The following is a 26056-nucleotide window of genomic DNA, read 5'->3' on the forward strand; positions in this document are numbered from 1 at the left end:
TGGGACAAAGCCCGTCATAAAGATAAAAAGTCAAGCGAGTGCGTGACTTTGCGTGAGTACCTGCACAAACCTATCTGGATTTTCAACATGGCTGTTGTGCCCTGCCCCTTCTATCGGCGTGGCGGGGATCCCGGTGTGTTGCCATAGTGAATGTGCAAGTGAGGTAAATTTGTTGTCGTGCTCTCCACAAAGGTAGTCAATCGTGACGCCTTGTCGAAAGGCTTCACCCAGCCCCGCGCGTAAATTCGCCTGGCGGCCCAAAGAGGTCGCCAACAGCATTTTCGCCACGGCGGGGCCGTGATTATTTCCCCGCTCAAGCACTAAAGCGGTACGCTGGTCAGATGTGAGTGACTGGAAGACGGTTTGCTGGTACCAATCGTTTAACACCTCTGACAGGGTTTGATGCGCAAAGCGCGCCGCCCACTGGCTATCCTGTGCCAGCCGCTTGCGTCGTTGGTGGCTATCCGCAAAACCTGGGTGACCCGCTTCCAAGAAGACCGCGCGCCAAAGACTGGGGTGAGTGCAGACAAGATGCATGGCAAGGCGCGCGCCGAGCGAGTATCCGACTAAACATGCCTTTTGATGCCCCCACACCTGGTAACACGTTTGTCGTATTGCTGCGACTGTCGTGGCAAAGTCAACGGCTTGATAGCTCACACTGCTACCATGACCAGGCAAATCAATGCACAGCCAATGACAATGGTGCATTTTATCGGTCACCGTACGCCAATCTTCTCCGCTACCTAAAAAACCATGGAGAAACACCACTTTCTTTCCATGCCGATCGCCGCCTTGTTGGTAACTAAGCATGTGTCCCCCTGGCTGCCATGGCAGCTAAGCACTCGCTGAGTACCTGTCCCGCTTCTCCGGCCGGTGTCACCACTTCAATCACATCAGCCCCAGGGGTGGTGAGTGCCTGACTCACGCTTCGCACGAGATCATCTGGGGTCACGGGTTGATGGAAACCCAAAGAGAATTGCGCCGCGATGTGTTCAAAACCTAGATCATGCGGCATCCGGTAGTAGGTATCACAAAGGGTTTGATCAACCGGCAGCGCATCAAAAATGCCACCACCATTGTTATTCAGGATAAGGATGGCGGCCGGCGCAGACGTCTCCCGCCATAATGCGAGGCTATTAAGATCGTAAAGTGCACTGGTATCACCCAACACCACTAACATTGGCTGAGCGCGGTATCGCTGCACCCCAGCGGCACAGGCGAGTAAACCATCAATGCCCGAGGCGCCACGGTTGGCAAATACCCGATGGTGAGCAAGGTGAGACCAAATATCCGCTAAGCGGATCGCCAAGCTATTACCGATAAAAACATCCGCTTGGTGAGGTAACATCGCCGGCAGAGTTTGAAAGACATTGTGTTCCGACAAAGGGGAAGTCGGTATGGCGGCGGCTGCCAGTTGCATCTGATACTTGGCACCGTTGACCAGGGCGCATTGCCACGCGCTCACATGCGTCGAATCAGCTATCGCGTCAGAATGTGCACTGTCGACAGCATCAGTCAATGCGTTTAACCATAACCGCCACTGGGACGGCGGCACGACAAACTGTTCGACAGACAAATGATGAGGGGCAAGTGACTGTGTGTGTTCGCTGATCAGCCAGTAGTGAGCTTGCGTTTGCGCCAGCCATTGGCCAAGGCGTTTAGACACCAACCGCCCACCGAGCTGAATTACCCATTGGGCTTGATTCAATTGCTGGAAAAGATCGGGATGGTTAAGCCACAGATCGTAGCCAGGTGCACTGCTCGCCACCCCTGCCTGTGGATCGGCCAAGATAATGGCATGAAGCGCACTCGCTAACCGCTCCACGGCCTCGGACAGCCCCTCTGGCACGGCACCAAGTACAATTACCGTTCGTGGTCCTCCATCAGCCGGCGTCCACCAAGGCGGCCATTCAGGCATCGCAGAACAGCGAGCTTGATGGTGGCGGGTATAACGCTGGCCGCTTTGCCACCAGTGGGCAACAGACTCGCGAAGCTTTTCCTCCTCTGTCTCATCGCGATTGCCATAAAAAGGCTCACGAAACGGACAGTTAATATGGACGCTCCCCCCTTGCTCAGCCTGACGTGCAAGTAGCTGATCCACTTTGGTGAGTAACGCCGGCAAAGGGATCTCAGCAGTCGGCGCCGGAAGCGCCAATTCAGCGGTCACATGAGAAGAAAACAGGCCTGATTGGGTAATCGCTTGGTTCGCGCCACAATCCATTAATTCAAACGGGCGGTCAGCAGAAAGAATCACTAACGGTTCACCGGTTAAGCCACTTTCCACCACGGCAGGCAGCAAATTTGCCACCGCGGTGCCTGAGGTCACAATCACCGCGATAGGCTCACGGACACTCTTGGCCAAACCAAGGGCAAGGTAACCCAGCCCGCGCTCATCAAAGTGACGGTGGATTGTCACCGGACGTTGGGGATGCTGACTTTGTTTCACCGCGGCCAGCGTCAAAGGTGTGGAACGTGAACCGGGCGCGACACAAATATGCCTGACGCCTAGGCGCGATAGCTCTTCTATCACAACCTCTGCCCAGGTGTGTGTGAGAGAAAGCGACATTAGCAGGCTCCGAGTCTGATGGCGTCTTTTTCAGGCACCGTGCAAGCAGGCAAACACTGACGGAGAGTCGTGAGCTTATTGTCCAGCTCTTGCCACTCAGCATCCGGATCCGAGCCAGGGACAATACCGGCGCCGGCATATAAGTCCACGGTATTCTCTGTCACTTGTGCACTGCGTATTGCTACACAAAACTGGCTTTCACGCTGAGAAAGATAACCGACCGCACCGCTATAACGGCCACGTGCAATGCCTTGCTCGGCTAAAAAGGTACGCGCATTTTCACGGGGCAACCCGGCCACCGCGGCGGTGGGCTGTAAGGCACTGAGCAGCACAGTATCATCAACACCAGGCCCGATAATGGCGCTGATTCGACGACGTAAATGCTGAAGATGGCGAAGCACAATCAGATGCGGTTCAGGGTCAACCGTCATGGTTAACGCATGACGGCGAAGTCCGGCGAAAATATCGTCCACCACCAGCTGATTCTCGTGCACGTTTTTCGTGTCACTTAATAGCCACTCGCCAAGATGGTGATCTTCACTAAAGCTTGCGCCACGACGAACTGTCCCTGCTACCGCTTCTGTGGTCACACGACAATCGCGACGGCGGTATAGCCGCTCTGGGGTTGAGCCAACAAAAGCGTCATCAGGGCCGGTTGCAAAAAGGAAGTGAAAACTCTCGACATTGTGCTGTTGGCTATGCTGTAACAGCTGGCCGGCACTGATCGGCGCATTGAGCGACAGACGCGTTTGACGTGCCAGCACCACTTTTTGTAGTGCGGTCTGCTCCATGTGTGTCAACGCACAACGGACAGATTGACACCACTGAGCGTGGTTGGGGGTATGTGTCTCTTCACGGACAACCGCTTGCCCTGCCGCCAAAGGACGGCCTTGCCAAATCACCTGATTAAGTACCACTTGGCTGTCACACGCCGTGGTGAGATTAATACTCAGCTGCCATTGCTGGTCACGCCTGACGAGCTCAACCACTGGCAAGAAAAAATCACCACAGCCGGGTGCATCATCAAAGGCCACACAGCCCCAAATGCGCTGGTCAGGCACCAGACTGGCTTGGGCCGCTTGTAGCTGAGAAAACTGATGGCTAGCGCCCAGTGCCAATACCTCTTCACGACCATCGCGTGATTGCCAGTAGGTTTTCGGGTAAATAGGCTGTGCATCCAACCAAGCAACGGGCGACAAATCACCTGGCCAAGTAAACGCCATGGTCAATTGTGCAGGCGCTTGACTGATCGCTACTTGGCTTTGTAAATGATTAGCCGCTTGAATCAAGGTAGTCACGACATCCTCCAACCGCCTAGGCGGCAGTGCTCTTTGCAAGTCAATCCGTACTCTTTTATGTAGCACGTTATTCTTGCTTATCAGTCTACCTGTGAGCGTCTTTTACAAATATGCGCTAGATCAGTTATCTGTCAAACTTGGTCGATTTTTTTGCGCCATTCCTGGCAGTGAAACTTTATCTGCCCAAGTCTTTCGAATTGGCAAACAAATAGTGTAAGTTACCAAAAAAGCCTAATAACAATTTTCACCTTTTTATTTACAGGAACGTTAATGCAACCTATTGGAATGTCCGCCAAGCTGGATGATGTCTGCTACGACATTCGCGGTCCAGTGATGAAAGAAGCGAAACGCCTCGAAGAAGAGGGCCACCGCATTCTTAAGCTGAATATCGGTAATCCCGCCCCGTTCGGTTTTGATGCCCCCGATGAAATCTTGGTGGATGTGATCCGCAACCTCCCCACCTCGCAAGGATATTGCGATTCAAAAGGGCTCTACTCCGCCCGTAAAGCCGTGGTGCAACACTACCAAAAGCGCGGCTTGATGGACTTAGACGTTGAAGACGTCTATTTGGGCAACGGTGCCTCCGAGCTTATCGTGATGGCCATGCAAGCCCTGCTTAATAATGGTGACGAGTTACTGGTGCCCTCACCTGACTATCCACTTTGGACGGCGGCGGCATCTTTATCAGGGGGCAAGCCTGTCCATTACCTTTGCGATGAAGAGTCGGACTGGTATCCAGACTTAGACGATATCAAACGTAAAATCACGCCCAGCACCCGGGGGATTGTCCTGATTAATCCCAATAACCCGACAGGGGCTGTCTATAGCCGCGACTTTTTGTTGCAAGTGGTGGAGATCGCGCGCCAGCATAATCTGATCATTTTTGCGGACGAGATCTACGATAAAATTCTCTACGACGGGACGCAGCACTACTCTATCGCCACCTTAGCACCGGATGTACTGTGCTTGACCTTTAATGGCTTATCCAAGGCCTACCGAGTCTGTGGCTTTCGCGCCGGCTGGATGCTGGTCACAGGGCCGAAACAACATGCACGCGGTTACATCGAAGGCCTTGAGATGCTGGCATCGATGCGGCTTTGTGCTAATGTCCCGATGCAGCATGCGATTCAAACGGCGTTGGGGGGATACCAGAGCATCAACGAGCTTATCTTACCCGGCGGTCGGTTGCTGGAGCAGCGCGACAAAGCCTATGAGCTTATCAACCAAATTCCAGGGGTGAGCTGTAAAAAGCCGAAAGGCGCGCTCTATCTCTTCCCGAAAATCGACACCAAGCGGTATAACATTCATAACGATGAAAAGTTAATGCTCGACTTTTTATTGCAAGAGAAAGTGCTCATGGTGCATGGAACGGGCTTTAATTGGCATCAACCCGACCATTTCCGGCTTGTCACCTTGCCGCGCGTCGATGACTTGGAGATGGCTATCAGTCGCTTTGAACGCTTTCTCAGCGGGTACAGCCAAGAGAGCTAGTGGGTGTTACCTGTCGATAACGCAAGCACGTGCGACACGGCTTGCGTTATGTTATTGATCACCGTATTCCGTTTATAACGCCCTTATTCGTATGTCTCGATACTGCTCTCGCTGCCATAAAGCCCACGCCATTTGCATTTGCGATGCCATCATCAAGATTGATAATCCCAATCCCGTGATCCTGCTTCAGCACCCTGATGAAGTCTCGCACCCAAAGAACAGTGCCTGCCTGCTGAGCCTTTCGCTACAACATAGCGTGACCTTCGTCGGAGAAGATTTTAGCCACCATCCCCAACTGAATGCGTTATTGGCGGACCCGGACATTACTTATGCCGTGCTCTACCCCGGTGAAAACGCGATGGCACTCAGTGAGATGGCGGCCCAAGGTGCGAGTGCCAAACAAGGGGTTATTTTGCTGGATGGGACCTGGAAAAAAGCCTACAAAATGTATCAGTTGTCGACCAATTTACAGGCACTTCCGAGTATCCGTATTGACGCCTGTGCGCCAAGCCAATATCAGATTCGTAAGAGTCGGAAGCCGGGTGCCCTGTCCACCCTCGAGGCCGGCTATATGGCGCTGAGTCAACTCAGTGGCGACCCCACACCCTATCAGCCGTTGCTCGACAGTTTTGACCTTCTCGTTCAGCGCCAGCTCGCCTTTATACCCAATGCGAGCAAGCGCCACGACTGAACGAGCGACTTGCTTAGTGTCCCGCACACTGAGGGCGTCATCACCCACGCTCGTCCCCGATCGCTAGCGAATCGCGTACAGCGGACCATTACTGGCGGCGGTAAACATGGTGCTGTGGAGCTTTTGCGCAAAGCTGTCAGTCATCGACGACAGGTAATCGGCAATCACTCGCATTCCTGATTGGCCGTTCGCTCGGGCGGCCAGCCAATCGCGTCGATAATCCGTTGGCAACAAACGCTCGGGATCAGAGGCAAAGGCATCAAACAACTCCATGACCAACTGTTGGCCCTTGTACTCCACCACCTGAAGCTCTGGCTGTTTAACCACAAATTCACTGACAAAGCGCTTTAGCACCTCCAAAACACCGGCCATGACCTCAGTCAAATAGGCATTCCACGCCAATAGCGGAGAGGTAAAACTGTGGGTGCCATCTTGATTGGTCGGCGCGATCTCCACTGAGGTCAATAACGTATTGACCAGAGCGCCAATCGCGTCCTTACGCTCGTACGGAGGGCCAAACATTTGCTCACTTAGCTCACCAATGTTGGCCTCGAGCCATGGGTCACCACACTCTGCCAAATAGCTTGCTACTGACTCTTGCCATTGCTCCCTCGTCACTAGGCCCATCACGATGGCATCTTCCAAGTCATGGACGCCATAAGCGATATCATCGGCCAGCTCCATGATGGAGCAATCGAGTGATTTATAGCGTGTTTTGCGGTGTTGATCCGTGGCCGTATGATCACGAAACGCTAAAAATAACGCGCGATCCGCCTCATTTAATGGCGCGAGCACCCAATCTCGCCGCGCTTTATCATCATCATAAATGCCCTTGGCGGGTTGCCACTCCCGCGCTTTGAGATGGCGAAAGTCGTTAACGGGCGCAGGCTGATTGCCATTGTGAGCGGCACTGATCAATGCGGGGTACTTCATCACACCAAGCAAGGTGCGACGTGCCAAGTTCATCCCATGATCTTGTGTATAAGGCTCAAGCAGCGTGACAATGCGAAAGGTTTGCGCATTGCCCTCAAACCCTCCGTCATTGCGCATCATGTAATTCAGTGCGATTTCGCCGCCATGGCCGTAAGGAGGATGACCGATATCGTGAGCCAAACAGAGGCTTTCCATCAAACCGGTCGACGGAAGCAGTGGGCGAAATGCTGGTTGTTTCTCTTTGAGCTGAGCGACGATGCCGGTACCAATTTGCGAGACCTCAAGTGAATGGGTTAACCGAGTCCGATAAAAGTCGCTGTGCTCGGCACCGAGCACCTGGGTTTTTGCTTGCAAGCGTCGAAAGGCAGCTGAGTGCAGAATCCGCGCACGATCGCGTTGGTACGCCGTGCGTTTATCATGACGACGCTTTTTCTGCTCATTTGTCATCTGGCGAATTTGCCAGGCGTCAGATAGGTCAAAATCCATCATCACTGATCTCATCCAACGACAGTGTAAAACTATCCACAAAAGTGGCCATAAAGTAATCGCTCGCCGGAGAGCGCCTTTTCTCTAACGAGGCTTCCAGCCGCTTCTTCGCTTGCTCAAACTCATGGTTCCCTGCTGCAATCTCTTCCAGGCATTTTAAATAAGCACATAAGGTGTCGGCCTGTTTCACCAGTTGGTAATCATCCGGCGCGATGTGGTCTGAGTCTATTAGCCCGCTATATTCCTCTTGTAACTCAGGCGGCAGCATCGCGATAAGCTTTTTCTCGGCCATTTTCTCTATTTTTTTATACTCCCCCGCAATGGATGGATTGAAGTACTTTACTGGGGTAGGCAAGTCACCCGTGATCACTTCGCTGCAATCATGGAACATCGCTAATACTGCGATACGCTCGGGTTGATAGTGACCATTGAAGCGTTTGTTATTGATTAACGCTAACGCATGCGCCACAAAGGCAACCTGTAAACTATGTTCAGAGATATTTTCGGCGGAAACATTGCGCATCAGTGGCCAACGATAAATCAGCTTCATTCGCGCAAGGTGGGCAAAAAAGTGGCTTTGTTTTTGAGTCATCGCATCCTGCTACCATGCTACACATCGCTGTCATTGTGTGCATTCAAGCCAGCAGACACAAGTATTATTCGCGCAAAGCGCCAAACACCACTTTGCGCGAGCGTGGTTACACCTTTATGAGGTCTCGGTTTTTATCCAATGTTGAGGGACCAATGCCTTTGACCTCCATCAGTGCGTCTGGCGAGCTAAATTCACCGTGGGCTTGGCGATACTCAATAATGGCCTTGGCCTTCGCCGGACCAATCCCCTTGAGTTGCTCTGATAACTGCTGCTCACTCGCGGTATTGATGTTAACGGAAAGACGTTCAACTTGCTCAGTCGCTTGAACGGCGTTTTCATCAGCACTCCAACTCACCGGCGCCGTCACCAACGCAAGGGCAAAGAACAGACAGGATAAAAGGTGTTTCATGATTTCACTCCTTGTAGAAATGTCAGCCTTACCCTAAGTCCGCGCTCGCCTATTTGCATGTGAGCGATAAAAGAAAAACGACGCAGGACAAAGTCCTAGCGCCGTTTTTCTTACTCAAGCAAAGAGGGTGCGAGAGAGATCGAACTCCTGCTGCCCACTCGCTTACTGGGTATCTGACTCCGCGTAAGTCACATCCACCTCTTCGCGCAACGCTTGTAAGGTCGCAGACAGTGACATGTTACTCATCGCGCGTTGAACACGCGCCGCCATTTGGCTTTGCGGGCTGATATCTGGCACCTCAGGCACCATCACCTTATCCAGTGCGACAACCACCACATCACCTTGACGGTTTTGCGTCACGCCATAGCTGGCGTTGTCAGATGCTGGCTGTGGCAGAGAAAACGCCAGCTCAGCGATAGCTTGTTGCTGAGAAACACGGTTGAGTGTGATGGGGGCACTGAAGGTGTAATCGCTCCCCGTTACCTCACCGCTTTCTTCGAGTTGGGCAATCAAGTCACCGGCGGTTTCTTTTGCTTGCTCTTGGCCTTTCTCGGCGGCGAGCGTTTCGCGAACTTGGTCTTTCACTTCCGCAAAACTAAGCTGTTTTTCCGGCTTCACATCATCAAGGCGCACAACAATCGCATGCTCACCAGACAACTCAATCAACTCTGAGTTAAGCCCGTTTTCACGTACGTCATAGCTGTCAAGTGCTTGCTGGATCTGAGGACGAGCCATCAAGCCAGTCGCCGCGTCTAACGCAAAATAATCGGTATACTGCACCTTGCTGTTCACCGCATCAGCCGCAGGCTCCAAACCATTCGCCTCTTCAAAAGCGACTTCCGCCAGTGTGGTAGACTGCGCGTAGAAACGATCCGCCGCGCGCGCTTGTTGCAATTCGGTACGGATATCGTCTTTTACCTCTGCAAGCGGTGTCACATCCGCCGGATCAATATCGTCTAAACGGATAATATGATAGCCAAAGTCAGATTGAACGAGCCCAGAGACATCGCCTTTCTCTGACAGCGCATACGCCGCTTTCTCGAACGCCGGATCCATCACATCAGGTTCAATCCAGTCCAGCGACCCACCCTGCTCAGCACTGAAGGTGTCATCAGACATTTCCTTCGCTAAAGCAGCAAATGCGGCGCCTTGATTCAGGCGCTCTAGCGCTTGCTGGGCTTTGGCTTTAGCCTCATCACCTGTCCCTTCAATCAGGATGTGGCTCACTTTACGACGTTCTTGTGAGCCATACTGAGACTGATTCTCTTGGTAATAAGTCGCGATGGCTTCATCCGAGACCTGAACCTCATTAGCCAGCCCCTCTCCCGTGAGCTCTACATAAGCGACTTTGACCATGCGAGGCTGGATATAATCGTCTCGGTTAGCTTGATAGTATGCTTCCAGCTCGTCGTCCGTTAGTGATACCTGCTCTGCAAAATCAGCCACTGGGAGCGTGATGGTGCGCACTTGGCGGCTTTGCGCCTCTAAGCGATACAGATTCTCTAACTCACTGGGCAAGACAAAGCCTGAGCCTTGTAGGCCATTAACCAGCTGCTGACGCATTAAGTCTGTGCGCATATAGTTGGCAAATTCATCGGCACTCATGCCCGTTTGGCGCAGAGCGGCTTGATAACGATCGTTATTAAACTGCCCGCCTTGACGGAACTGTGGCATCGCTCTAATCGCTGCTTTGACTTGCGCATCACTCACACGCAAACCGAGTTCGCTAGCCGCCTGCTCTAACAGCAAGTCATTGATCATTCGATCTAAGATGTTTTGACGAAAACGCTTCACATACTCTGGGTTGCCCAGCAGTTGGTTAAACTGCTCTCCGGCTTGTTGCTGCATACGAGCACGTTCGTTTTGATAAGCTCGATCGAGCTCTGCACGGCTGATTTCTTTATCACCGACGGTTGCAGCGGGCGGGTTGGAACCGCCTGCCAGATAGCTGCCGACACCGGCAAAAGCAAAGGAAAAGATGATAAGGCTTAAAATGATCTTCACCGCAAGACTATTGGTGCCTTCGCGTATACGTTCCATCATAACTGGCCGGTACTCCAACTGGTTTGGGCTGGTTGTCTTTCAACTAAAAAGGCGCATCATGTGATGCGCCTTTACGCTCTTGTGCGCCGAATTATACGCGGTTGTTAGTGGCTTTGCAGCTCTAGCGCCCCGTCAAACGCGAATAATTCGGCAGCGAGTCACGAGGATTACTCGTTAACGGCGTCTTTTAACGCTTTACCCGCTTTAAAGCCAGGTACTTTGGCCGCCGCGATATCAATTTCAGCGCCCGTTTGTGGGTTACGGCCCTTGCGTGCAGCGCGTTCGCGTACAGAGAAGGTGCCAAAGCCCACTAGCGCGACCTGGTCGCCTGACTTCAATGTGTCAGACACCGCCTCTACGAAGGCATCCAATGCACGGTTTGCTGAGGCCTTAGAAATATCCGCACCTTCTGCAATATGATCAATCAGTTCCGACTTATTCACTTTTTCATCCCCTTAGATTACATCTCCGCAAACCTATCAATGTTGCGGTATTCAATAACAGACGCTTTGTCGACGAAAGACGTTGAAAGCGCGCTTGCCCGCCCCATGCAGGCAATGCGTCAAAGCAACGTTAGCGAGCAAAAAAAACGCTGACAAGCCTTTTACTGCCTGTCAGCGTTTTACGTTGCTTAATTTTGCTGCATGTCACTCTTTTCGGCGTTAACCAGCTCAATTCCGAGCGGATTATTCTCTAGCGCAATGGTCAAAACATCATCAATCCAACGCACAGGGTGAATAGATAAGTCCTCTTTGACGTTGGCAGGAATATCCTCTAAATCACGCTCGTTTTCTTTTGGGATAACCACCGTTTTTATGCCGCCGCGACGTGCCGCGAGTAGCTTTTCTTTCAAGCCACCAATCGGGAGCACTTCACCGCGTAAGGTGATTTCTCCCGTCATCGCGACATCGGACCGCACTGAGTTACCGGTTAAGCTTGAAACCAAGGCAGTACACATCGCGATGCCCGCACTTGGGCCATCTTTGGGCGTTGCGCCTTCTGGAACGTGGACATGAATATCACGCTTCTCGTAAAAGTCGCTGTTGATACCCAGCTTCTCAGCACGGCTGCGCACCACGGTCATCGCCGCTTGCACTGATTCTTGCATCACATCGCCCAGCGAGCCTGTGTGCGTCAGTTTGCCTTTACCTGGCATCGCTTCCGTCTCAATAGTGAGCAAGTCACCACCCACTTCGGTCCAAGCAAGCCCAGTCACTTGGCCCACCCGGTTTTGCTCATCCGCTTTACCATAATCAAAGCGGCGGACGCCTAAGTAATCTTGCAAGTTCTCATCCGTCACCGTCACTTGCTTGAGCTCGCTATTAAGCAGAATTTCTTTGACCGTCTTGCGACAAAGTTTAGAAATCTCGCGCTCAAGGTTACGCACGCCCGCTTCGCGTGTGTAGTAACGAATAATGCCGACAATGGCCGAGTCTTCAATCGTGATCTCATGCGGTTTCAAGCCATTACGAGCCACTTGCTTGTCAATCAAATGCTGCTTAGCAATGTTGAGCTTCTCGTCCTCGGTGTAACCAGACAGGCGGATCACTTCCATCCGATCCAGCAGTGGGCCGGGGATATTCATCGAGTTAGATGTGGCCACGAACATCACATCCGAGAGATCGTAGTCAACCTCTAGATAATGATCGTTAAACGCATTGTTTTGCTCAGGATCAAGCACCTCAAGCAGCGCCGATGAGGGATCGCCACGCATGTCAGACGACACCTTATCAATTTCATCGAGCAGGAACAGCGGGTTACGGACGCCCACTTTCGACATCTTCTGGATAAGCTTGCCGGGCAATGAGCCGATATAGGTGCGACGATGGCCACGGATTTCCGCTTCATCACGTACGCCACCCAACGCCATACGGGTATATTTACGCCCAGTGGCGCGAGCAATAGACTGCCCTAGCGAGGTTTTCCCCACCCCTGGCGGTCCCACTAAGCAAAGAATCGGGCCTTTCAGCTTCTTCATCCGATTTTGTACCGCGAGGTATTCCAAAATACGGTCTTTGACGCGCTCAAGGCCATAGTGGTCGGCATTGAGCACTTCTTCCGCGCGGGCTAAATTCTTTTTCACTTTTGAGCGTTTTGCCCATGGCACACTAATCATCCAATCGATATAGCTGCGTACCACGGTGGCTTCCGCCGACATCGGAGACATCATTTTCAGCTTTTGCAGTTCTTGCTCGGTTTTTTCCCGCGCCTCCTGCGGCATTTTTGATTCTTCGATTTTCTGCTTCAGCGCTTCAAACTCGTCCGGCGCATCATCCAGCTCACCCAGCTCCTTCTGAATGGCTTTCATTTGCTCATTGAGGTAGTACTCGCGCTGGCTCTTTTCCATTTGCTTTTTAACGCGACCACGAATGCGCTTCTCAACCTGAAGCAAGTCAATCTCAGACTCCATCATAGTCATCAGGTATTCGAGACGCTCGGAAATATCAACGATTTCCAACACATTTTGCTTGTCTTCAAGCTTAAGCGGCATGTGGGCAGCAATGGTATCAGCAAGACGCGCCGCCTCTTCAATACCATTTAAGGATGTCAGTACTTCTGGCGGGATCTTTTTGTTGAGCTTGATAAAGCCTTCAAACTGGCTGATCGCCGTGCGAACCAACACTTCCTGCTCACGCTCATCCAAGCTTGGCGTGGTCAAATACTCGGCCTGCGCAGTGAAGAAATCATCTTCACTAAACTGATCGATGCGCGCACGCTGCATCCCTTCAACCAGCACTTTCACCGTGCCATCTGGAAGTTTAAGAAGCTGGAGAATGGTTGCCACCGTCCCAACGGTGTATAAATCTGAGATACTTGGATCATCAGTGGCGGCATCTTTTTGCGCAACCAGTAGAATCTGTTTGTCGTTGTCCATCGCCGCTTCAAGGCAGCGTATCGACTTTTCCCTTCCCACAAAAAGCGGGATCACCATGTGAGGATAAACCACCACATCCCGAAGTGGCAGCACCGGAATGTCAATGCGCTCGGAACGCTCCAAGTTCATATGCTTCTCTCTTCCGTTCAATCTGATTATGAGTATATGGGGTCTGTTGGACAGGTTTCAACGGCTCAACCGTCAGAAAATAAAAAAGGGAGTTGTCACTCCCTTTTTCTATATCACTGATAACCTTGTGTAACGATATTACTCGCCACCCGCCGCTTGGTTATCCGTGTGTTCATACATCAGTAGAGGTGCAGATTCGCCTCGGATCACTGAATCGTCAATCACCACTTTGCTCACGTCTTTCATTGACGGTAAGTCGTACATGGTATCCAACAAGACAGCTTCGACAATCGAGCGTAGGCCACGTGCACCCGTTTTACGCTCCATCGCTTTTTTGGCGATAGCACGCAGTGCGTCGTCTCGAAACTCCRGCTCCACCCCGTCGAGTTCAAGCAACGCGCCATACTGCTTGGTCAACGCGTTTTTCGGCTCGCGCAGAATTTGCACCAAGGCATCTTCGTCAAGCTCTCTCAACACCGCGGTTACGGGTAGACGGCCGATAAATTCAGGGATCAGGCCATACTTCACCATGTCCTCGGGCTCAACTTTGCCAAAGAACTCATCGGCTGAACGGTCCGTGGCGCCTTTAACCTGCGCACCAAAGCCAATGCCAGAGCCTGTATCGACACGCTGCTCAACCACTTTATCGAGCCCCGCAAACGCACCGCCACAGATAAACAGGATTTTCGACGTGTCCACTTGCAAAAATTCCTGCTGTGGATGCTTACGTCCTCCCTGAGGAGGAATCGACGCGACTGTCCCTTCTACCAATTTAAGCAGTGCTTGTTGCACCCCTTCCCCAGAAACGTCTCGGGTAATAGATGGGTTGTCGGATTTACGAGAGACCTTGTCAATCTCATCGATATAGACGATACCACGCTCCGCTTTGGCGACATCATAATCGCACTTTTGCAACAGCTTCTGGATAATGTTTTCCACGTCTTCACCGACATAACCGGCCTCGGTCAATGTGGTGGCGTCTGCCATGGTAAATGGCACATCCAAAAAGCGCGCAAGCGTTTCGGCCAGTAATGTTTTACCACTACCGGTAGGGCCGATCAGCAAGATGTTACTCTTGCCCAGCTCCACGCCATCTGCGCTTTTATCACCGTTTCGCAAGCGTTTGTAGTGGTTGTAGACTGCAACCGAGAGCACTTTTTTCGCTTGCTCTTGGCCAATGACATAATCGTCAAGGTGTGCACGAATCTCACTCGGCGCGGGTAAGCTATCTCCCTCGCGCTTTGGCATCACTTCTTTAATTTCTTCACGGATAATGTCATTACACAGGTCAACACACTCATCACAAATGTAGACCGATGGCCCGGCAATTAACTTACGAACTTCGTGTTGGCTCTTACCACAGAATGAGCAGTAAAGCAGCTTTCCGCTTCCACCGTCTTTTCGCTTGTCTGTCATTCGCTAACCTCTTTGGGGCATTTGCCCGTCGTTGCCTTATGTTGAGTTTACAACAAATCGGCCACTTTTTCCGACCCAACCACTGACAAGCTTTGCGCTTGTTCACGCAGCTTGCTTGATTTCAACGCCCTAAGGCATGTTGGGTTTAGTCTCGTTGACTTAATACGGCGTCAACCAAGCCATAGTCCACCGCTTCCTGTGCCGCCATGAAGTTATCACGGTCGGTGTCACGTTCAATCACTTCCATCGGCTGGCCTGTGTGCTCAGCCAACAGGGTGTTGAGACGGTGCTTGGTTTTGATCATTTCTTGGGCATGAATTTCAATGTCAGACGCCTGGCCTTGGAAGCCCCCCAGCGGCTGGTGAATCATGACCCGTGAATTCGGTAGGCAATAACGTTTGCCTTTGGCTCCACCCGCCAACAGGAACGATCCCATTGAGCACGCTTGGCCAGTACACAGGGTGCTGACATCAGGCTTGATAAACTGCATGGTGTCATAGATCGCCATGCCTGCCGTGACCACGCCACCTGGCGAGTTGATGTACAAATAAATGTCTTTTTCTGGGTTTTCTGACTCTAAGAACAGCATCTGCGCCACAATCAAATTTGCCATTTGATCTTCCACTTGCCCAGTGAGGAAGATGATGCGTTCTTTTAACAGGCGAGAGTATATATCGTAAGAGCGCTCGCCGCGCGAGGTTTGTTCCACCACCATAGGAACAAGGGCGTCCATAATTGGCGGCATGGCATTATTGTGTTGTTGGCTCATAGCGTAATATCCCTAATCGAATTCGTTATAACTCTTGCCTTAACCAAGGTTTAGCACAAAACGCTGTAACAGGTCACTAAAATCTTAAATCGATGCACGCAGCTTAATGATCCAGCGAGGTTTTTTATGGCTAAAACGTCTCGCACTCTTGACGGTTAAGCGGCCAATATAGCGACTCAGTAGATGGAAAAAATGGCCCAAATGACAAGTCATTAGGGCCATTGTAAGCAAATCCATTTACGCAGTGTCAATGCGACACAAACGTTTTTTAACCTTGATTAAGCTTGCTGAGAAGCGTTCATCAAGTCACTAAAGCCGACTTCAGCTTCGGTGACAGTGGCTTTTGCCAGTAGCGCATCAATCGCTTGCTCTTCTAGCGCGACGTTGCGCATGTTTTCCATCAGCTTCTCGTCTTTCTCGTAGTAAGCGACAACTTCTGATGGATCTTCATACGCCGATGCCATTTCTTCGATCAGTGCTTTAACACGCTCATCATCCGCTTCAAGCTCTTCTGACTTGATCACTTCCCCAAGCAGAAGACCGACGCTTACACGGCGTTTAGCTTGCTCTTCGAACAGCTCACGTGGTAGCTGAGAAGCGCTATCCATGTTGCCGCCAAAGCGTTGTGCCGCTTGCTGACGCAAGGTGCCAATTTCTTGCTCAATCAGCGCAGACGGTACGTCGATTTGGTTTTGCTCAACCAAGCCGTCAAGTACCTGCTCTTTCACCTTGTTCTTGATCGCTTGCTTGAGCTCGCGATCCATGTTTTTACGCACTTCCGCTTTCAGGCCTTCTACGCTGCCATCGGCAATACCAAAGCGCTGTACAAACTCTTCTGTCAGCTCAGGCAGCTCTTGCTCTTCCACCTTGTGCAGTTTAATCGCAAACTGCGCCGCTTTACCTTTTAGGTTCTCAGCGTGGTAGTCGTCTGGGAAGTTCACATCGATAGTGAATTCTTCACCCGCTTTTTTACCCACTAGGCCGTCTTCAAAGCCTGGGATCATACGACCTTGGCCCATTTCTAGTTGGAAGCCTTCAGCTTTACCGCCTTCAAACTCTTCACCGTCGATGGTACCAACAAAATCCAAGGTGACACGGCTGTTTTCTTTCGCTTCACCCTCTGCTTCAACCCAGCTCGCTTGTTGCTTGCGCAGGGTATCAAGCATCTCGTCCACATCACTTTCTTGAACGTCTGCTTTTGGCTTCTCAACGCTGATAGCATCTAGGCCTTGAAGCTCAACCTCTGGGTACACTTCAAAGTCAGCTTTAAAGACCAAATCTTTACCCGCTTCGTTTTCAACGGGTGTAAAGCTTGGCGCCCCTGCTGGGTTCACTTTTTCTTGAATCATGGCTTCGATGAAGTGACGCTGCATCACTTCGCCCAGCACGTCTTGGCGTACTGTGTCACCGTACATGCGTGACACCATCTTCAATGGAACTTTACCTTTACGGAAACCATCAAAACGACGATTCTTAGCGATATTGCGTAGCTCTTTAGTGACTGCGTCATCGATGTTGGCAGCAGGCACTGTGATGGTCATTTGGCGCTTAAGGCCTTCGGTGGTTTCAACGGTAACTTGCATTATAAATTTAACCTCAAATTTACTCAGGGGTACTGAGTGATGTTTACCAGTTTTACTGGTGGCATCATCTGAGCTATGAATCCGTCATAGCCCCTGCGAATCCGGATACACGCAACTGGCGTATCGAGCTATCTCATCCGAGACTGAAAATTAAGACGCGCTATTATAGCGGCACCCGTCAACTGAGTCGAGACAAGGGGCGACCGATGGCGTTTCAATATCAAAATTGGGGTGATATCTCACAATTCAACCGCGTAGGATCACACTTTTTACGGTTTTATGTGTGTTTGGTTATTTTCAGAGCAGTTCGGTGAGACAAACAGGGAAGAAAGCAGAATGGCGCGCCCTACAGGATTCGAACCTGTGACCCACGGCTTAGAAGGCCGTTGCTCTATCCAACTGAGCTAAGGGCGCACTGTCTTTACGCAGCGTGGATTATAAAGCGACGTTAGGCGTCGTCAACGCTTTTCCCTAAAATATTGACGTGGTTGCTCAAAACCACATCATTTACTGGCTATGTATTCATGCCACGCGGTGAGGCGAGAACGCGAAATTAATGCTTTTTGTGTTTCAGTCTCGTCAAGCATCGTGCGAGCATGATCGGCTGAGTGCTTTTTTTCCCTTCCCCCTCATTAAACTGCATTAGCAAACGTTTGCGTAATAGCTTTTAGGTGCGTTTTTTGTCACACTATTGCCAACATTGCTTTAGCCGAAGGATAGTTATGGCCGCACAACTCATTGATGGAAAGCTGATCGCGCAAACCGTGCGTCGAGAGGTTGCCGCCCGCGTTTCCGCTCGCACTCAAGCGGGACGTAGAGCCCCCGGATTGGCGGTAATTCTGGTCGGAGACGATCCTGCCTCCCAAGTTTATGTTGGCAGTAAACGTCGTGTCTGCGATGAGGTCGGGTTTGTGTCAAGGTCTTACGACCTCCCGGCTTCGTGCTCTCAACAAGAGTTACTCTCACTCATTGACACCTTAAATGCGGATGACAGTATTGATGGCATTCTCGTCCAACTGCCCTTACCTGCAGGGATTGATGCCACGTCCGTATTGGAGCGCATCCGCCCAGACAAAGATGTCGATGGGTTTCATCCCTACAATGTCGGTCGCTTGTGTCAACGCATGCCAACCCTGCGTTCTTGCACACCAAAAGGGATTATTACCCTCCTAGACCGCTACAATGTCCCTCTTCGTGGTAAACATGCGGTGATCGTGGGTGCCTCCAATATTGTTGGCCGCCCGATGACGTTAGAACTGCTATTGGCGGGCTGTACAACCACAACGTGCCACCGGTTTACCCAGGATTTAGAAGCCCATGTTCGACAAGCCGATGTGCTGGTTGTCGCGGTCGGTAAGCCTAAGTTTATTCCTGGCGACTGGATCAAGCCCGGCGCCATTGTGATTGATGTGGGCATTAACCGCATGGAAAACGGCAAGCTTATCGGCGACATCGAATATGAGCTCGCCTATGAAAAGGCTAGCCATATTACCCCTGTCCCAGGTGGCGTGGGCCCGATGACTGTCGCGACCTTGATTGAAAATACGCTCATGGCCTGTGAGCAATACCACGATGGTCACTAGCATGAGAGAGGGTCAAACTGGCCCTCTTTTTTTTCAGGATACTAAATCCGTTTGTCCATCTTGGATGAGCTGATTTCGTCCCCCTGCCTTGGCTTGGTACAAACACCTATCTGCGCGCTGAACAAGTTCATCAATACGGGCATCGGCATGGACCATCCCTATACTGATGGTGATTGAAAACGCCTTATCATAGGGTGACCAAACGGTCTTTTCCAATTCTTCTCGCATCGCCTCAAGCCGGCGCACAAAGCTCTGCTCGTCATTGCCGTAGAGGATACAGAATTCCTCCCCACCGAAGCGAGCGACCATGTCCTCCGGAAAATAGCGTTTCATCATCTTTGCCAGCTCAATCAGCGTAATATCGCCGATATGATGACCAAATTGATCATTGATCTTTTTAAAATGATCGACGTCGACCAGTGCCAAACTCCGCGGCCCCTTGTGTGAGCGTGTGTGAGGGTGCTCGAAAAAGTAACGTCGATTCCACACTTGGGTTAAATAATCCGTATTGGCCATATTGAATAGGCGACGCTCGGTATCGAGCGCATTCAGTGTGCTGTGCAAGCGACAATAAAATTCCTCTTGGTTAAACGGTTTGGCCAAAAAGTCATTCGCACCCGCTTTTAAAAACCGCGCCGTTAAGCTGGGATCTTCCTCACCCGATAAGCCTATAATCGCCAACTGGCCGTCTGTTTTCAGTTTGCGTAATGCCTTAACCACACTCACTCCATCCATTTCTGGCATGGTGTAATCGGTAATCACCAAAGAAATTCGCTTATCGCGCCGCACCATAGCCAATGCCTCTTGGCCATTTTGGGCCTCAAGGACATTGAGGTATTGCCGCTCTAATAAGCTGCGCACGTAACGACGGGCTGTCAGCGAATCATCCACAACTAGCACATGGTGCTGATGGTTCTTTTCCAGGCGGTTGAGTAATGGCGCTATCGATGACACGCACGAGGGACTATCTTTGGGGATGTAATCAATCACGGTTTTGGCTAGCACACGCTCCCGAGTCCGAGCATCCATCATCGCAGTGAGTACAATCACTTTTATGTCCAACGACAAACATACGTCAATGATTTCACCGTCCTGCCCATCAGGCAGGCAGTAGTCGAGGATAGCACAAAGAAAGTCGGTCTCTTGGTTGAGGATCGTCTCTGCTTGTTCGATTGAGTTTGCTATACATGGGATGTATCCGGCCTTTCGTATCTCGGCTTCAAGTAACCGCCTGAAAGGTCGACTATCTTCCACAACCAACACTTTATATTCCATCTGCAACGCACCACGTCTTCACGTTAATTTTGCGCGACAATGCACGCAACGGGGCAAGAAGCGGTACAGGGTAAGGGCAATTGAGTGCGTGTAGACAGAAATTGCGCAAATTTCTCAACAATGACACACATCTCGCAGATGTTTGACGCAACACCAACAACCGAACGCACACTTTATGCGTTATTTCGTGTCACTTTTTAGACAAAATAGACATTTACCCTTGATGCACCACCATTTGATTCCGGCCAGATGCTTTTGCCTGATACAAGGCTTGATCTGCCATATGTAAAAGGCGAGAGAGCGAGGCCGCTTGAGAGTCCACGCCAATGCTCACCGTTACTTTCAGCGTCTGATCTGACACCCGTACGGGGCGTTCGGCGACTGATTGGCGATAAGAGTCTAGCGATTGCTGAAATACCGTCAAATCACGAAGCGATAATACACAAAACTCTTCTCCTCCCAATCGGGCGACCGTGTCTTCCGGAAAGGCGTCTGCCAGCATTTGCGCGACCTCAACCAACACATCGTCACCGATATGATGACCAAAGTCATCATTGATACGTTTAAAGTAATCAATATCAATAACCGCCAAATGCTTACGCGCTTCATTTGCAAGCTGGTCACCCCGCTCAAAAAAATAGCGTCGATTCCAAAGCTGCGTGAGAAAATCTGTATTCGCCAAGAGAAATAACCGCCATTCGGTATCAATCGCATTCAAACAGCTATGCACGCGGCAGAAGAACTCTTCCTGATTAAACGGTTTGGGCAGATAATCGTTCGCCCCTGCTTTGAGAAAACGTGCCGTTAGCGCACTATCATTATGTCCAGACAACCCTATGATCGCCTGTGAGCACTCGGTATCTTTCTTACGAAGCGCATACACAAGCTGAAGGCCATCCATTTTCGGCATTTCATAATCAGTGATAATCAGCGATATATCTGGCGTTTTTTCCAGCACGTCAAGTGCCTGCTCACCATTTTCAGCTTCCAATACGGTTAGATACTGACGCGCTAACAACGCAGAGATGCGTTTACGTATCGAGGCAGAGTCATCAACCACCAGCACACGGTGTCCTTGATTGTCAGCCAATCGCTTAACGAGTCGGCAAACCGCATCAATACAATGACTACTGTCTTTGGGGATATAATCGATAACGGGCTTTGATAGTATCTCATCACGCGTTTTCTCTGTTTGCGAGGCGGTGAGGACAACCACTTTAAGCCCGACGGCTAAACAGAGATCGATGACTTCGCCGTGGTGAGCATCCGGCAAATTATAGTCGAGGATCGCACAGAGAAAGGTTGTGTGGTGATCTAGCACATCCCTCGTTTCTGCTAGGCAGGTACAGGTCACAGTGGCAAAACCCGCTTTTCTCACCTGTTGTTCAGCCAGCATGCGAAACGACCGGCTGTCTTCAACGATAAGCACCGACTCCAACGACTGCCTCCCTCATTCAAAGCTATACCTTGATGAGTGTAGCAGCCAAACCGGGAGAGCGTGTTAACTGGAGGCGCTGATATCGGAGTTATTGATACAAAGTTCAGTTTGCTTGCTAAGTATATTTATCAGCAAAATGCAGCGTTTCTCGCCGTCTTTTTCTTTGAAGATCGCTTCCGTTCCAGCAAACTGCCCCTGCTCAATCATCACCGACTGTCCAGGCTTGAAGCCTTGGTAGAGTGCGTCACGTTGTTCGTCACAATCTTCCATCGTCATCAGCTGTTGGATCAATGCCAAGTCGACCTTGACCGGGTACGCACCTTGGCGAACGAAATCAACCACACCACGCGTGGAGCGAACACTTGTATACTGCACAAGGTCGGGATCAAAGCAGGCAAACACATAGTTGGGGAAGAGTGGCTCTTCAACTTGCTGACACTTGCCACGACGCAACTTTTCCACCGTCACGGTCGGGTAGTAACAATCAACGCCTTGGCGCTTCAAATTTTGCTCTGCGCGTTGCTGTTCCGCGCGCTTACAATAAAGTAAATACCAATGTTTCATGTCGTTCTGTCCCTGATGTCTATCGACAGTGGCAGCCTGTCCAGAGCGACGAGAGTATACGGATGTTAGGCCCACACAGCAACAAAGGCGAGCGCCAATCAAAGCCACTCACCTTTGCTTAGGGTTAACGATTCGACATGGTACCGCTGAATCGTTAGGCGATTTTTTGAATATCGACGCTAAAACTGTTCAAGCCAACTTCATTCAGCGACACACGCGCATCACCTGATTGAAGATCGACGCTTTGAAATTGGCTCGAGAACGCATCGCGCCCCAACCAATGATCACTGTGAACAAGGCTTGTCGCTCCACAGCTATCGACCGTGGCTTTTATCCCCGCCGGTAAAATATCAAGCTGATTATCGGTGGTGTTTAATACACCGAACATCGCACGAACCGGCGATGTGTAGGCTGAGGATCGAATCGCATCCTCGATCCGTTTTACCAAGGTGAGAAATCCCCTTTCATTGACATCACCTGAGCGGACAAAATCATTAAAAAACGCACGGATCATCAAGGTGGTCGCGGTGCCGTCTTCCTCTGCGGAGGCAGAGTCGACCACATAAAAGGCCATTTTCCCGCCCATCAACCACGCATAATCCAATACAATGGGGTTGGCATCTGCCGATTGCAGTGAATGGTAAGAAAGACGCCAAGCACCTTGTTGCGAATCGGGCTCTGGCATCAGCCCCATTAATAACTCACGTGCGCTGCCTGGGTTATGGCGTAAGGCATCAAGGTGCCACTTGAGCTCTGTCTCTGATGCCCCGCGATCCGTATCCTCGCTCACTTTAAACCATTGCTGACTAAAATCATCGCTGGCGTGAACATCGTCGTTCGCATCATCAACCACCGCCTCGATGGCTTTTTTAACCACATTAATATCTTCAATCGGTTTGATCAGAAAGTCTTTCACCCCAAAGCGAAGCGCTTGGGCGACGTCAGCCATTCCCCCAGTGCCAGAGATCACGATCATAGGTAGCATTGGATATTCAAGGCTCACCTCCTCAACGAATTCTAAGCCTGTCATCACTGGCATCGACAGGTCACTGATCAATAGGTCAGGAATCGACTGTCTTAGCGCTTGCAACCCTTCTAAACCATTTTCAACCTCACGTACTGCCGCTCCCTCTCTTTCGAGAAAAGACGCAATCATCCGACTGAAGACGGGATCATCTTCAACGATTAAGATCTCTTTATTATGCAACACGACGCTCTCCTCCAGGACTGCAAAGCAGCGGCTGTTTTCATTCTCACTGCACTAATCGTAGTTGAATTCAGACACACCTGTGACCGCTAATGAGATTTAATTCAGTAGCGCTCTATAAACAGCTGTTTAAAATAATAATTTTCTTAGCATTCAAGCAGGTGAATCGTCAAAGCCATTTATCGGCAGCATAAAAAAGGCTTGAAAATCAATGACACTATAAGAGTACGCTACTCTGTATTAAAAGTAAGACTTATAACAATTAATACATGATGTCTATCACAAGAATGTATATCGGTATTGTCTAAATATCGAGCCAGTCAGAAAAGCGCAGCAAGGCGATTTTTTGTCAGGAGGAAAACTTGCCAATTGAGACACCAACAACTATTCCTTATTAAAGGAGAGTGTATACGGCATCTGTCTCCACACGCCAGCAGAGAAGACGTTTTACTTGAGGCGTCGTGCGCCGACCGTTGCACCTGACTTCACTGAGGGAATAACGAGCGGGGTTACTATGATATTAAGTCATTTATTGGGGTTATATACCCATCCCAAAAAGGAATGGAAAGCGATTGGCGAGCGCCACGAGGCCGCCTCAAACAGCATTGGTCACGCGTTGTTACTTGCGTTAATCCCGCCTGTTTGTGCCTATTACGCGAGCGTCCATATTGGCTGGCAGATCGGCGCAGGGGATCCCATCTTTATGACCCCACAAAGCGCACTGTTCATCGCCAGTGCCATGTATCTCGCATTATTGGGTGGTGTGGCCGCGTTGGCCTATCTCACATTGTGGATGAGTCGCACGTTTGGCTCTGCCCCAACTTACACTCAGTGTCTTGAGCTGGCAGCCTATACCGCGACGCCCATTTTTATGGTAGGACTGGCCACGCTCTACCCGGTGGTTTGGTTTGTGATGATCGTCGGCTTGATTGGCATTGCCTACTCTGTCTACCTCCTCTACACGGGGGTACCGATATTGATGGAGATCCCTGAAGAGCGAGGGTTTATCTATGCGAGCTCTGTCGTGACTTGCGGGTTAGTACTGCTGGTCGCGATCCTTGCTGCCTCTGTCATCCTTTGGAATGTCGGCATGGGCCCAGTCTTTACCCATTAATCGACATACACTCAGCGGGCTAACACTGAAAAACGCCGCGATAGATATCGCGGCGTTTTCAATTAATCCTCGTTATGTATCTCTAAGTTAGCCAGCTCTTGCTGCTGCTCGCGTACCGTTTTCGCATCGTCGTTCCGCAAGCTTTGTATATACTCGAGGTAAGCTTGATCGACATCCTGAGTGACGTATTCACCGCTGAATACGGACGTCTCAAAGCGCTCAATAGCCGGGTTCGCTTCGCCAACGGCTGCCACCAAGTCAGAAAGATCTTGGTAGACCAAGCCATCCGCACCAATCAATTGACCAATTTCATCGACTTCACGACCATGGGCGATCAGCTCGTTAACGCTGGGCATGTCGATGCCATAGACATTAGGAAAACGCACTTCGGGGGCGGCTGATGCCATATACACTTCTTTTGCCCCGGCCTCGCGCGCCATTTCGATAATTTGCTCCGAGGTGGTGCCGCGGACTATCGAATCATCGACTAACAGAACGCGTTTGTCTTTAAATTCAGAACGAATAGCATTGAGTTTACGGCGCACCGATTTCCGACGCATTTGTTGCCCGGGCATAATAAAGGTCCGACCGACATAACGGTTTTTGACAAAGCCTTGGCGGTAAGGCTTACCGAGCACTTGGGCAATCTCCAAGGCGATGTCACAGGAGGTCTCTGGAATGGGGATCACCACATCAATATCAACATCATCCCACTCTCGTTGGATTTTAGCCCCCAGTTTTTGTCCCATACGGATGCGTGCACCGTATACGGAAACCTTATCTATAAAGGAGTCAGGGCGAGAGAAGTAGACAAATTCAAAGATGCAGGGGTTTAAACTCGGCGCATCCGCACATTGACTGGTATGCAGTTGTCCATCAAGCGTAATATAGATAGCTTCACCGGGTGCCACATCACGGACAAAATCAAACCCGACCGCATCCAACGCCACTGTCTCCGACGCCACCATGTATTCAGTGCCGGCCTCCGTATCACGTTTACCTAAACAGAGTGGCCGAATGCCCTTAGGATCACGAAACGCTATCACACCGTGACCAATGACCATGGCCACGACCGCATAAGCCCCCGACACTTGTCGATGCACCGACGCTACCGCGGCAAACATATCGTCAACCGTTAATGGATGCGATGTCGCGGTTGATAACTGGTGGGCAAGGACGTTAAGAAGGATTTCAGAATCAGAGGTGGTATTAAGGTGGCGACGATCTTTCTCGAATAGCGACTGACGCAAGTCTTGCGCGTTGGTGAGGTTGCCATTGTGCGCCAGGGTAATACCGTAAGGAGAATTCACATAAAAAGGCTGCGCTTCTGACGCACTCGAACTCCCCGCGGTTGGATAACGCACATGCCCAATGCCAACTTGGCCTTGTAAGCGCTGCATATGCTTAAGTTGAAACACATCCTTTACGAGGCCATTGGCTTTTCTAAGCCGGAAACGATTGTCGTCAATAGTGACAATCCCGGCTGCATCCTGTCCCCGGTGTTGTAGCACCGTCAGTGCATCATAAATGGACTGATTGACCGGGGTGTTACCAACGATTCCAACAATACCACACATGTCAGCGATTCCTTGTT

The 26056-nt window shown here is 50.8% G+C and carries 21 protein-coding genes and 1 tRNA gene; 4 read left to right on the forward strand and 18 right to left on the reverse strand.

All coding sequences use genetic code 11. The annotated features are described in order from the left end of the window. Positions 1-30: 30 nt before the first annotated feature. From menH to BZG23_RS10790, 3 genes are read right to left on the reverse strand one after another with little or no spacing between them, the layout of a single operon-like run. Positions 31-810: a 2-succinyl-6-hydroxy-2,4-cyclohexadiene-1-carboxylate synthase gene (menH, locus tag BZG23_RS10780; protein WP_046075266.1), complete on the reverse strand. Its 780-nt coding sequence runs from the start codon at positions 808-810 to the stop codon at positions 31-33. Further along, on the reverse strand, positions 803-2566 hold the full coding sequence (gene menD / locus BZG23_RS10785; protein ID WP_046075265.1) for a 2-succinyl-5-enolpyruvyl-6-hydroxy-3-cyclohexene-1-carboxylic-acid synthase: 1764 nt from the start codon (positions 2564-2566) through the stop codon (positions 803-805). The genes menH and menD overlap by 8 nt, the downstream gene beginning before the upstream one ends. Then, positions 2566-3864 carry an isochorismate synthase gene (locus BZG23_RS10790; RefSeq protein WP_046075264.1) on the reverse strand — a complete coding sequence of 433 codons (1299 nt, stop codon included), beginning with the start codon at positions 3862-3864 and terminating at the stop codon, positions 2566-2568. The genes menD and BZG23_RS10790 overlap by 1 nt, the downstream gene beginning before the upstream one ends. Before the next feature lie 270 nt (positions 3865-4134). Here BZG23_RS10790 and BZG23_RS10795 point away from each other — a divergent pair, with 270 nt between their 5' ends. Together BZG23_RS10795 and BZG23_RS10800 are read left to right on the forward strand one after the other, a co-directional pair. Further along, the gene (locus BZG23_RS10795; protein ID WP_046075263.1) at positions 4135-5355 is read left to right on the forward strand and encodes a pyridoxal phosphate-dependent aminotransferase; all 1221 of its coding nucleotides are present in this window, start codon (positions 4135-4137) and stop codon (positions 5353-5355) included. A 91-nt stretch (positions 5356-5446) separates the two neighbouring features. Continuing rightward, positions 5447-6046: a tRNA-uridine aminocarboxypropyltransferase gene (locus BZG23_RS10800; RefSeq protein ID WP_046075262.1), complete on the forward strand. Its 600-nt coding sequence runs from the start codon at positions 5447-5449 to the stop codon at positions 6044-6046. 63 nt (positions 6047-6109) lie between these two features. On the opposite strand, the gene BZG23_RS10805 is transcribed toward BZG23_RS10800, so the two are convergent. The 10 genes from BZG23_RS10805 to BZG23_RS10850 all read right to left on the reverse strand — a co-directional run bounded on the left by BZG23_RS10805 (position 6110) and on the right by BZG23_RS10850 (position 17695). After that, positions 6110-7468, reverse strand: a complete 1359-nt coding sequence (locus BZG23_RS10805) for an anti-phage deoxyguanosine triphosphatase (protein WP_046075261.1) — start codon at positions 7466-7468, stop codon at positions 6110-6112. Then, positions 7455-8057 carry a 5'-deoxynucleotidase gene (gene yfbR, locus BZG23_RS10810; RefSeq protein ID WP_046075260.1) on the reverse strand — a complete coding sequence of 201 codons (603 nt, stop codon included), beginning with the start codon at positions 8055-8057 and terminating at the stop codon, positions 7455-7457. Before yfbR ends, BZG23_RS10805 begins: the two co-directional genes overlap by 14 nt. 106 nt (positions 8058-8163) lie before the next feature. Then, on the reverse strand, positions 8164-8466 hold the full coding sequence (locus BZG23_RS10815) for a ComEA family DNA-binding protein (protein ID WP_046075259.1): 303 nt from the start codon (positions 8464-8466) through the stop codon (positions 8164-8166). Positions 8467-8628: 162 nt separating this feature from the next. Beyond that, complete coding sequence (gene ppiD, locus BZG23_RS10820) at positions 8629-10509, reverse strand: peptidylprolyl isomerase (RefSeq protein ID WP_046075258.1); 1881 nt, start codon at positions 10507-10509, stop codon at positions 8629-8631. 167 nt (positions 10510-10676) lie between these two features. Beyond that, positions 10677-10952, reverse strand: a complete 276-nt coding sequence (locus BZG23_RS10825; RefSeq protein WP_046075257.1) for an HU family DNA-binding protein — start codon at positions 10950-10952, stop codon at positions 10677-10679. Positions 10953-11140: 188 nt separating this feature from the next. Then, on the reverse strand, positions 11141-13513 hold the full coding sequence (gene lon / locus BZG23_RS10830; RefSeq protein ID WP_046075256.1) for an endopeptidase La: 2373 nt from the start codon (positions 13511-13513) through the stop codon (positions 11141-11143). Positions 13514-13651: 138 nt separating this feature from the next. Beyond that, positions 13652-14929 carry an ATP-dependent protease ATP-binding subunit ClpX gene (gene clpX, locus BZG23_RS10835; protein WP_077606920.1) on the reverse strand — a complete coding sequence of 426 codons (1278 nt, stop codon included), beginning with the start codon at positions 14927-14929 and terminating at the stop codon, positions 13652-13654. A gap of 145 nt (positions 14930-15074) precedes the next feature. Further along, complete coding sequence (gene clpP, locus BZG23_RS10840) at positions 15075-15698, reverse strand: ATP-dependent Clp endopeptidase proteolytic subunit ClpP (RefSeq protein ID WP_046075254.1); 624 nt, start codon at positions 15696-15698, stop codon at positions 15075-15077. Between the two features lie 278 nt (positions 15699-15976). Next, a complete protein-coding gene (gene tig / locus BZG23_RS10845; protein ID WP_046075253.1) occupies positions 15977-17281 on the reverse strand; it encodes a trigger factor in 1305 nt (434 codons plus the stop codon). Positions 17282-17618: 337 nt separating this feature from the next. Continuing rightward, positions 17619-17695 (reverse strand) — tRNA-Arg (locus BZG23_RS10850). A gap of 308 nt (positions 17696-18003) precedes the next feature. Between BZG23_RS10850 and folD the strand changes: the two genes are divergently transcribed. After that, on the forward strand, positions 18004-18864 hold the full coding sequence (gene folD / locus BZG23_RS10855; RefSeq protein ID WP_046075252.1) for a bifunctional methylenetetrahydrofolate dehydrogenase/methenyltetrahydrofolate cyclohydrolase FolD: 861 nt from the start codon (positions 18004-18006) through the stop codon (positions 18862-18864). A gap of 33 nt (positions 18865-18897) precedes the next feature. Here the strand turns inward: folD and BZG23_RS10860 are convergent, their stop codons facing one another. From BZG23_RS10860 to BZG23_RS10875, 4 genes are all read right to left on the reverse strand, one after another. Next, a complete protein-coding gene (locus BZG23_RS10860; RefSeq protein ID WP_046075251.1) occupies positions 18898-20139 on the reverse strand; it encodes a response regulator in 1242 nt (413 codons plus the stop codon). A 214-nt stretch (positions 20140-20353) separates the two neighbouring features. Beyond that, on the reverse strand, positions 20354-21568 hold the full coding sequence (locus BZG23_RS10865) for a GGDEF domain-containing response regulator (protein WP_241837208.1): 1215 nt from the start codon (positions 21566-21568) through the stop codon (positions 20354-20356). A 72-nt stretch (positions 21569-21640) separates the two neighbouring features. Continuing rightward, positions 21641-22141 carry a transcription/translation regulatory transformer protein RfaH gene (rfaH, locus tag BZG23_RS10870; RefSeq protein WP_046075250.1) on the reverse strand — a complete coding sequence of 167 codons (501 nt, stop codon included), beginning with the start codon at positions 22139-22141 and terminating at the stop codon, positions 21641-21643. Positions 22142-22295: 154 nt separating this feature from the next. After that, on the reverse strand, positions 22296-23351 hold the full coding sequence (locus BZG23_RS10875) for a response regulator (protein WP_046075249.1): 1056 nt from the start codon (positions 23349-23351) through the stop codon (positions 22296-22298). 511 nt (positions 23352-23862) lie between these two features. On the opposite strand from BZG23_RS10875, the gene BZG23_RS10880 reads away from it, so the two are divergent. Next, positions 23863-24462 carry a Yip1 family protein gene (locus tag BZG23_RS10880; RefSeq protein WP_046075248.1) on the forward strand — a complete coding sequence of 200 codons (600 nt, stop codon included), beginning with the start codon at positions 23863-23865 and terminating at the stop codon, positions 24460-24462. A gap of 62 nt (positions 24463-24524) precedes the next feature. Here BZG23_RS10880 and purF read toward each other — a convergent pair whose 3' ends face one another. After that, positions 24525-26039, reverse strand: coding sequence for an amidophosphoribosyltransferase (purF, locus tag BZG23_RS10885; RefSeq protein WP_046075247.1), 1515 nt, complete (start codon positions 26037-26039; stop codon positions 24525-24527). Positions 26040-26056 lie beyond the last annotated feature (17 nt).

Origin of the sequence: Salinivibrio sp. ML290 (genome assembly GCF_001995695.1) — a bacterium.
In the GTDB taxonomy this organism is placed as follows: Bacteria; Pseudomonadota; Gammaproteobacteria; order Enterobacterales; family Vibrionaceae; genus Salinivibrio; species Salinivibrio siamensis.

Excerpts from the sequence above, each read along its gene's own strand:
- BZG23_RS10815 (WP_046075259.1), bottom strand. The coding sequence starts at position 8,466 with ATGAAACACCTTTTATCCTGTCTGTTCTTTGCCCTTGCGTTGGTGACG.
- purF (WP_046075247.1), bottom strand. The coding sequence starts at position 26,039 with ATGTGTGGTATTGTTGGAATCGTTGGTAACACCCCGGTCAATCAGTCC.
- BZG23_RS10880 (WP_046075248.1), top strand. The coding sequence starts at position 23,863 with ATGATATTAAGTCATTTATTGGGGTTATATACCCATCCCAAAAAGGAA.
- yfbR (WP_046075260.1), bottom strand. The coding sequence starts at position 8,057 with ATGACTCAAAAACAAAGCCACTTTTTTGCCCACCTTGCGCGAATGAAG.
- ppiD (WP_046075258.1), bottom strand. The coding sequence starts at position 10,509 with ATGATGGAACGTATACGCGAAGGCACCAATAGTCTTGCGGTGAAGATC.
- BZG23_RS10795 (WP_046075263.1), top strand. The coding sequence starts at position 4,135 with ATGCAACCTATTGGAATGTCCGCCAAGCTGGATGATGTCTGCTACGAC.
- lon (WP_046075256.1), bottom strand. The coding sequence starts at position 13,513 with ATGAACTTGGAGCGTTCCGAGCGCATTGACATTCCGGTGCTGCCACTT.
- folD (WP_046075252.1), top strand. The coding sequence starts at position 18,004 with ATGGCCGCACAACTCATTGATGGAAAGCTGATCGCGCAAACCGTGCGT.
- tig (WP_046075253.1), bottom strand. The coding sequence starts at position 17,281 with ATGCAAGTTACCGTTGAAACCACCGAAGGCCTTAAGCGCCAAATGACC.
- rfaH (WP_046075250.1), bottom strand. The coding sequence starts at position 22,141 with ATGAAACATTGGTATTTACTTTATTGTAAGCGCGCGGAACAGCAACGC.
- BZG23_RS10805 (WP_046075261.1), bottom strand. The coding sequence starts at position 7,468 with ATGATGGATTTTGACCTATCTGACGCCTGGCAAATTCGCCAGATGACA.
- BZG23_RS10800 (WP_046075262.1), top strand. The coding sequence starts at position 5,447 with ATGTCTCGATACTGCTCTCGCTGCCATAAAGCCCACGCCATTTGCATT.
- clpP (WP_046075254.1), bottom strand. The coding sequence starts at position 15,698 with ATGAGCCAACAACACAATAATGCCATGCCGCCAATTATGGACGCCCTT.
- menD (WP_046075265.1), bottom strand. The coding sequence starts at position 2,566 with ATGTCGCTTTCTCTCACACACACCTGGGCAGAGGTTGTGATAGAAGAG.
- menH (WP_046075266.1), bottom strand. The coding sequence starts at position 810 with ATGCTTAGTTACCAACAAGGCGGCGATCGGCATGGAAAGAAAGTGGTG.
- BZG23_RS10860 (WP_046075251.1), bottom strand. The coding sequence starts at position 20,139 with ATGGAATATAAAGTGTTGGTTGTGGAAGATAGTCGACCTTTCAGGCGG.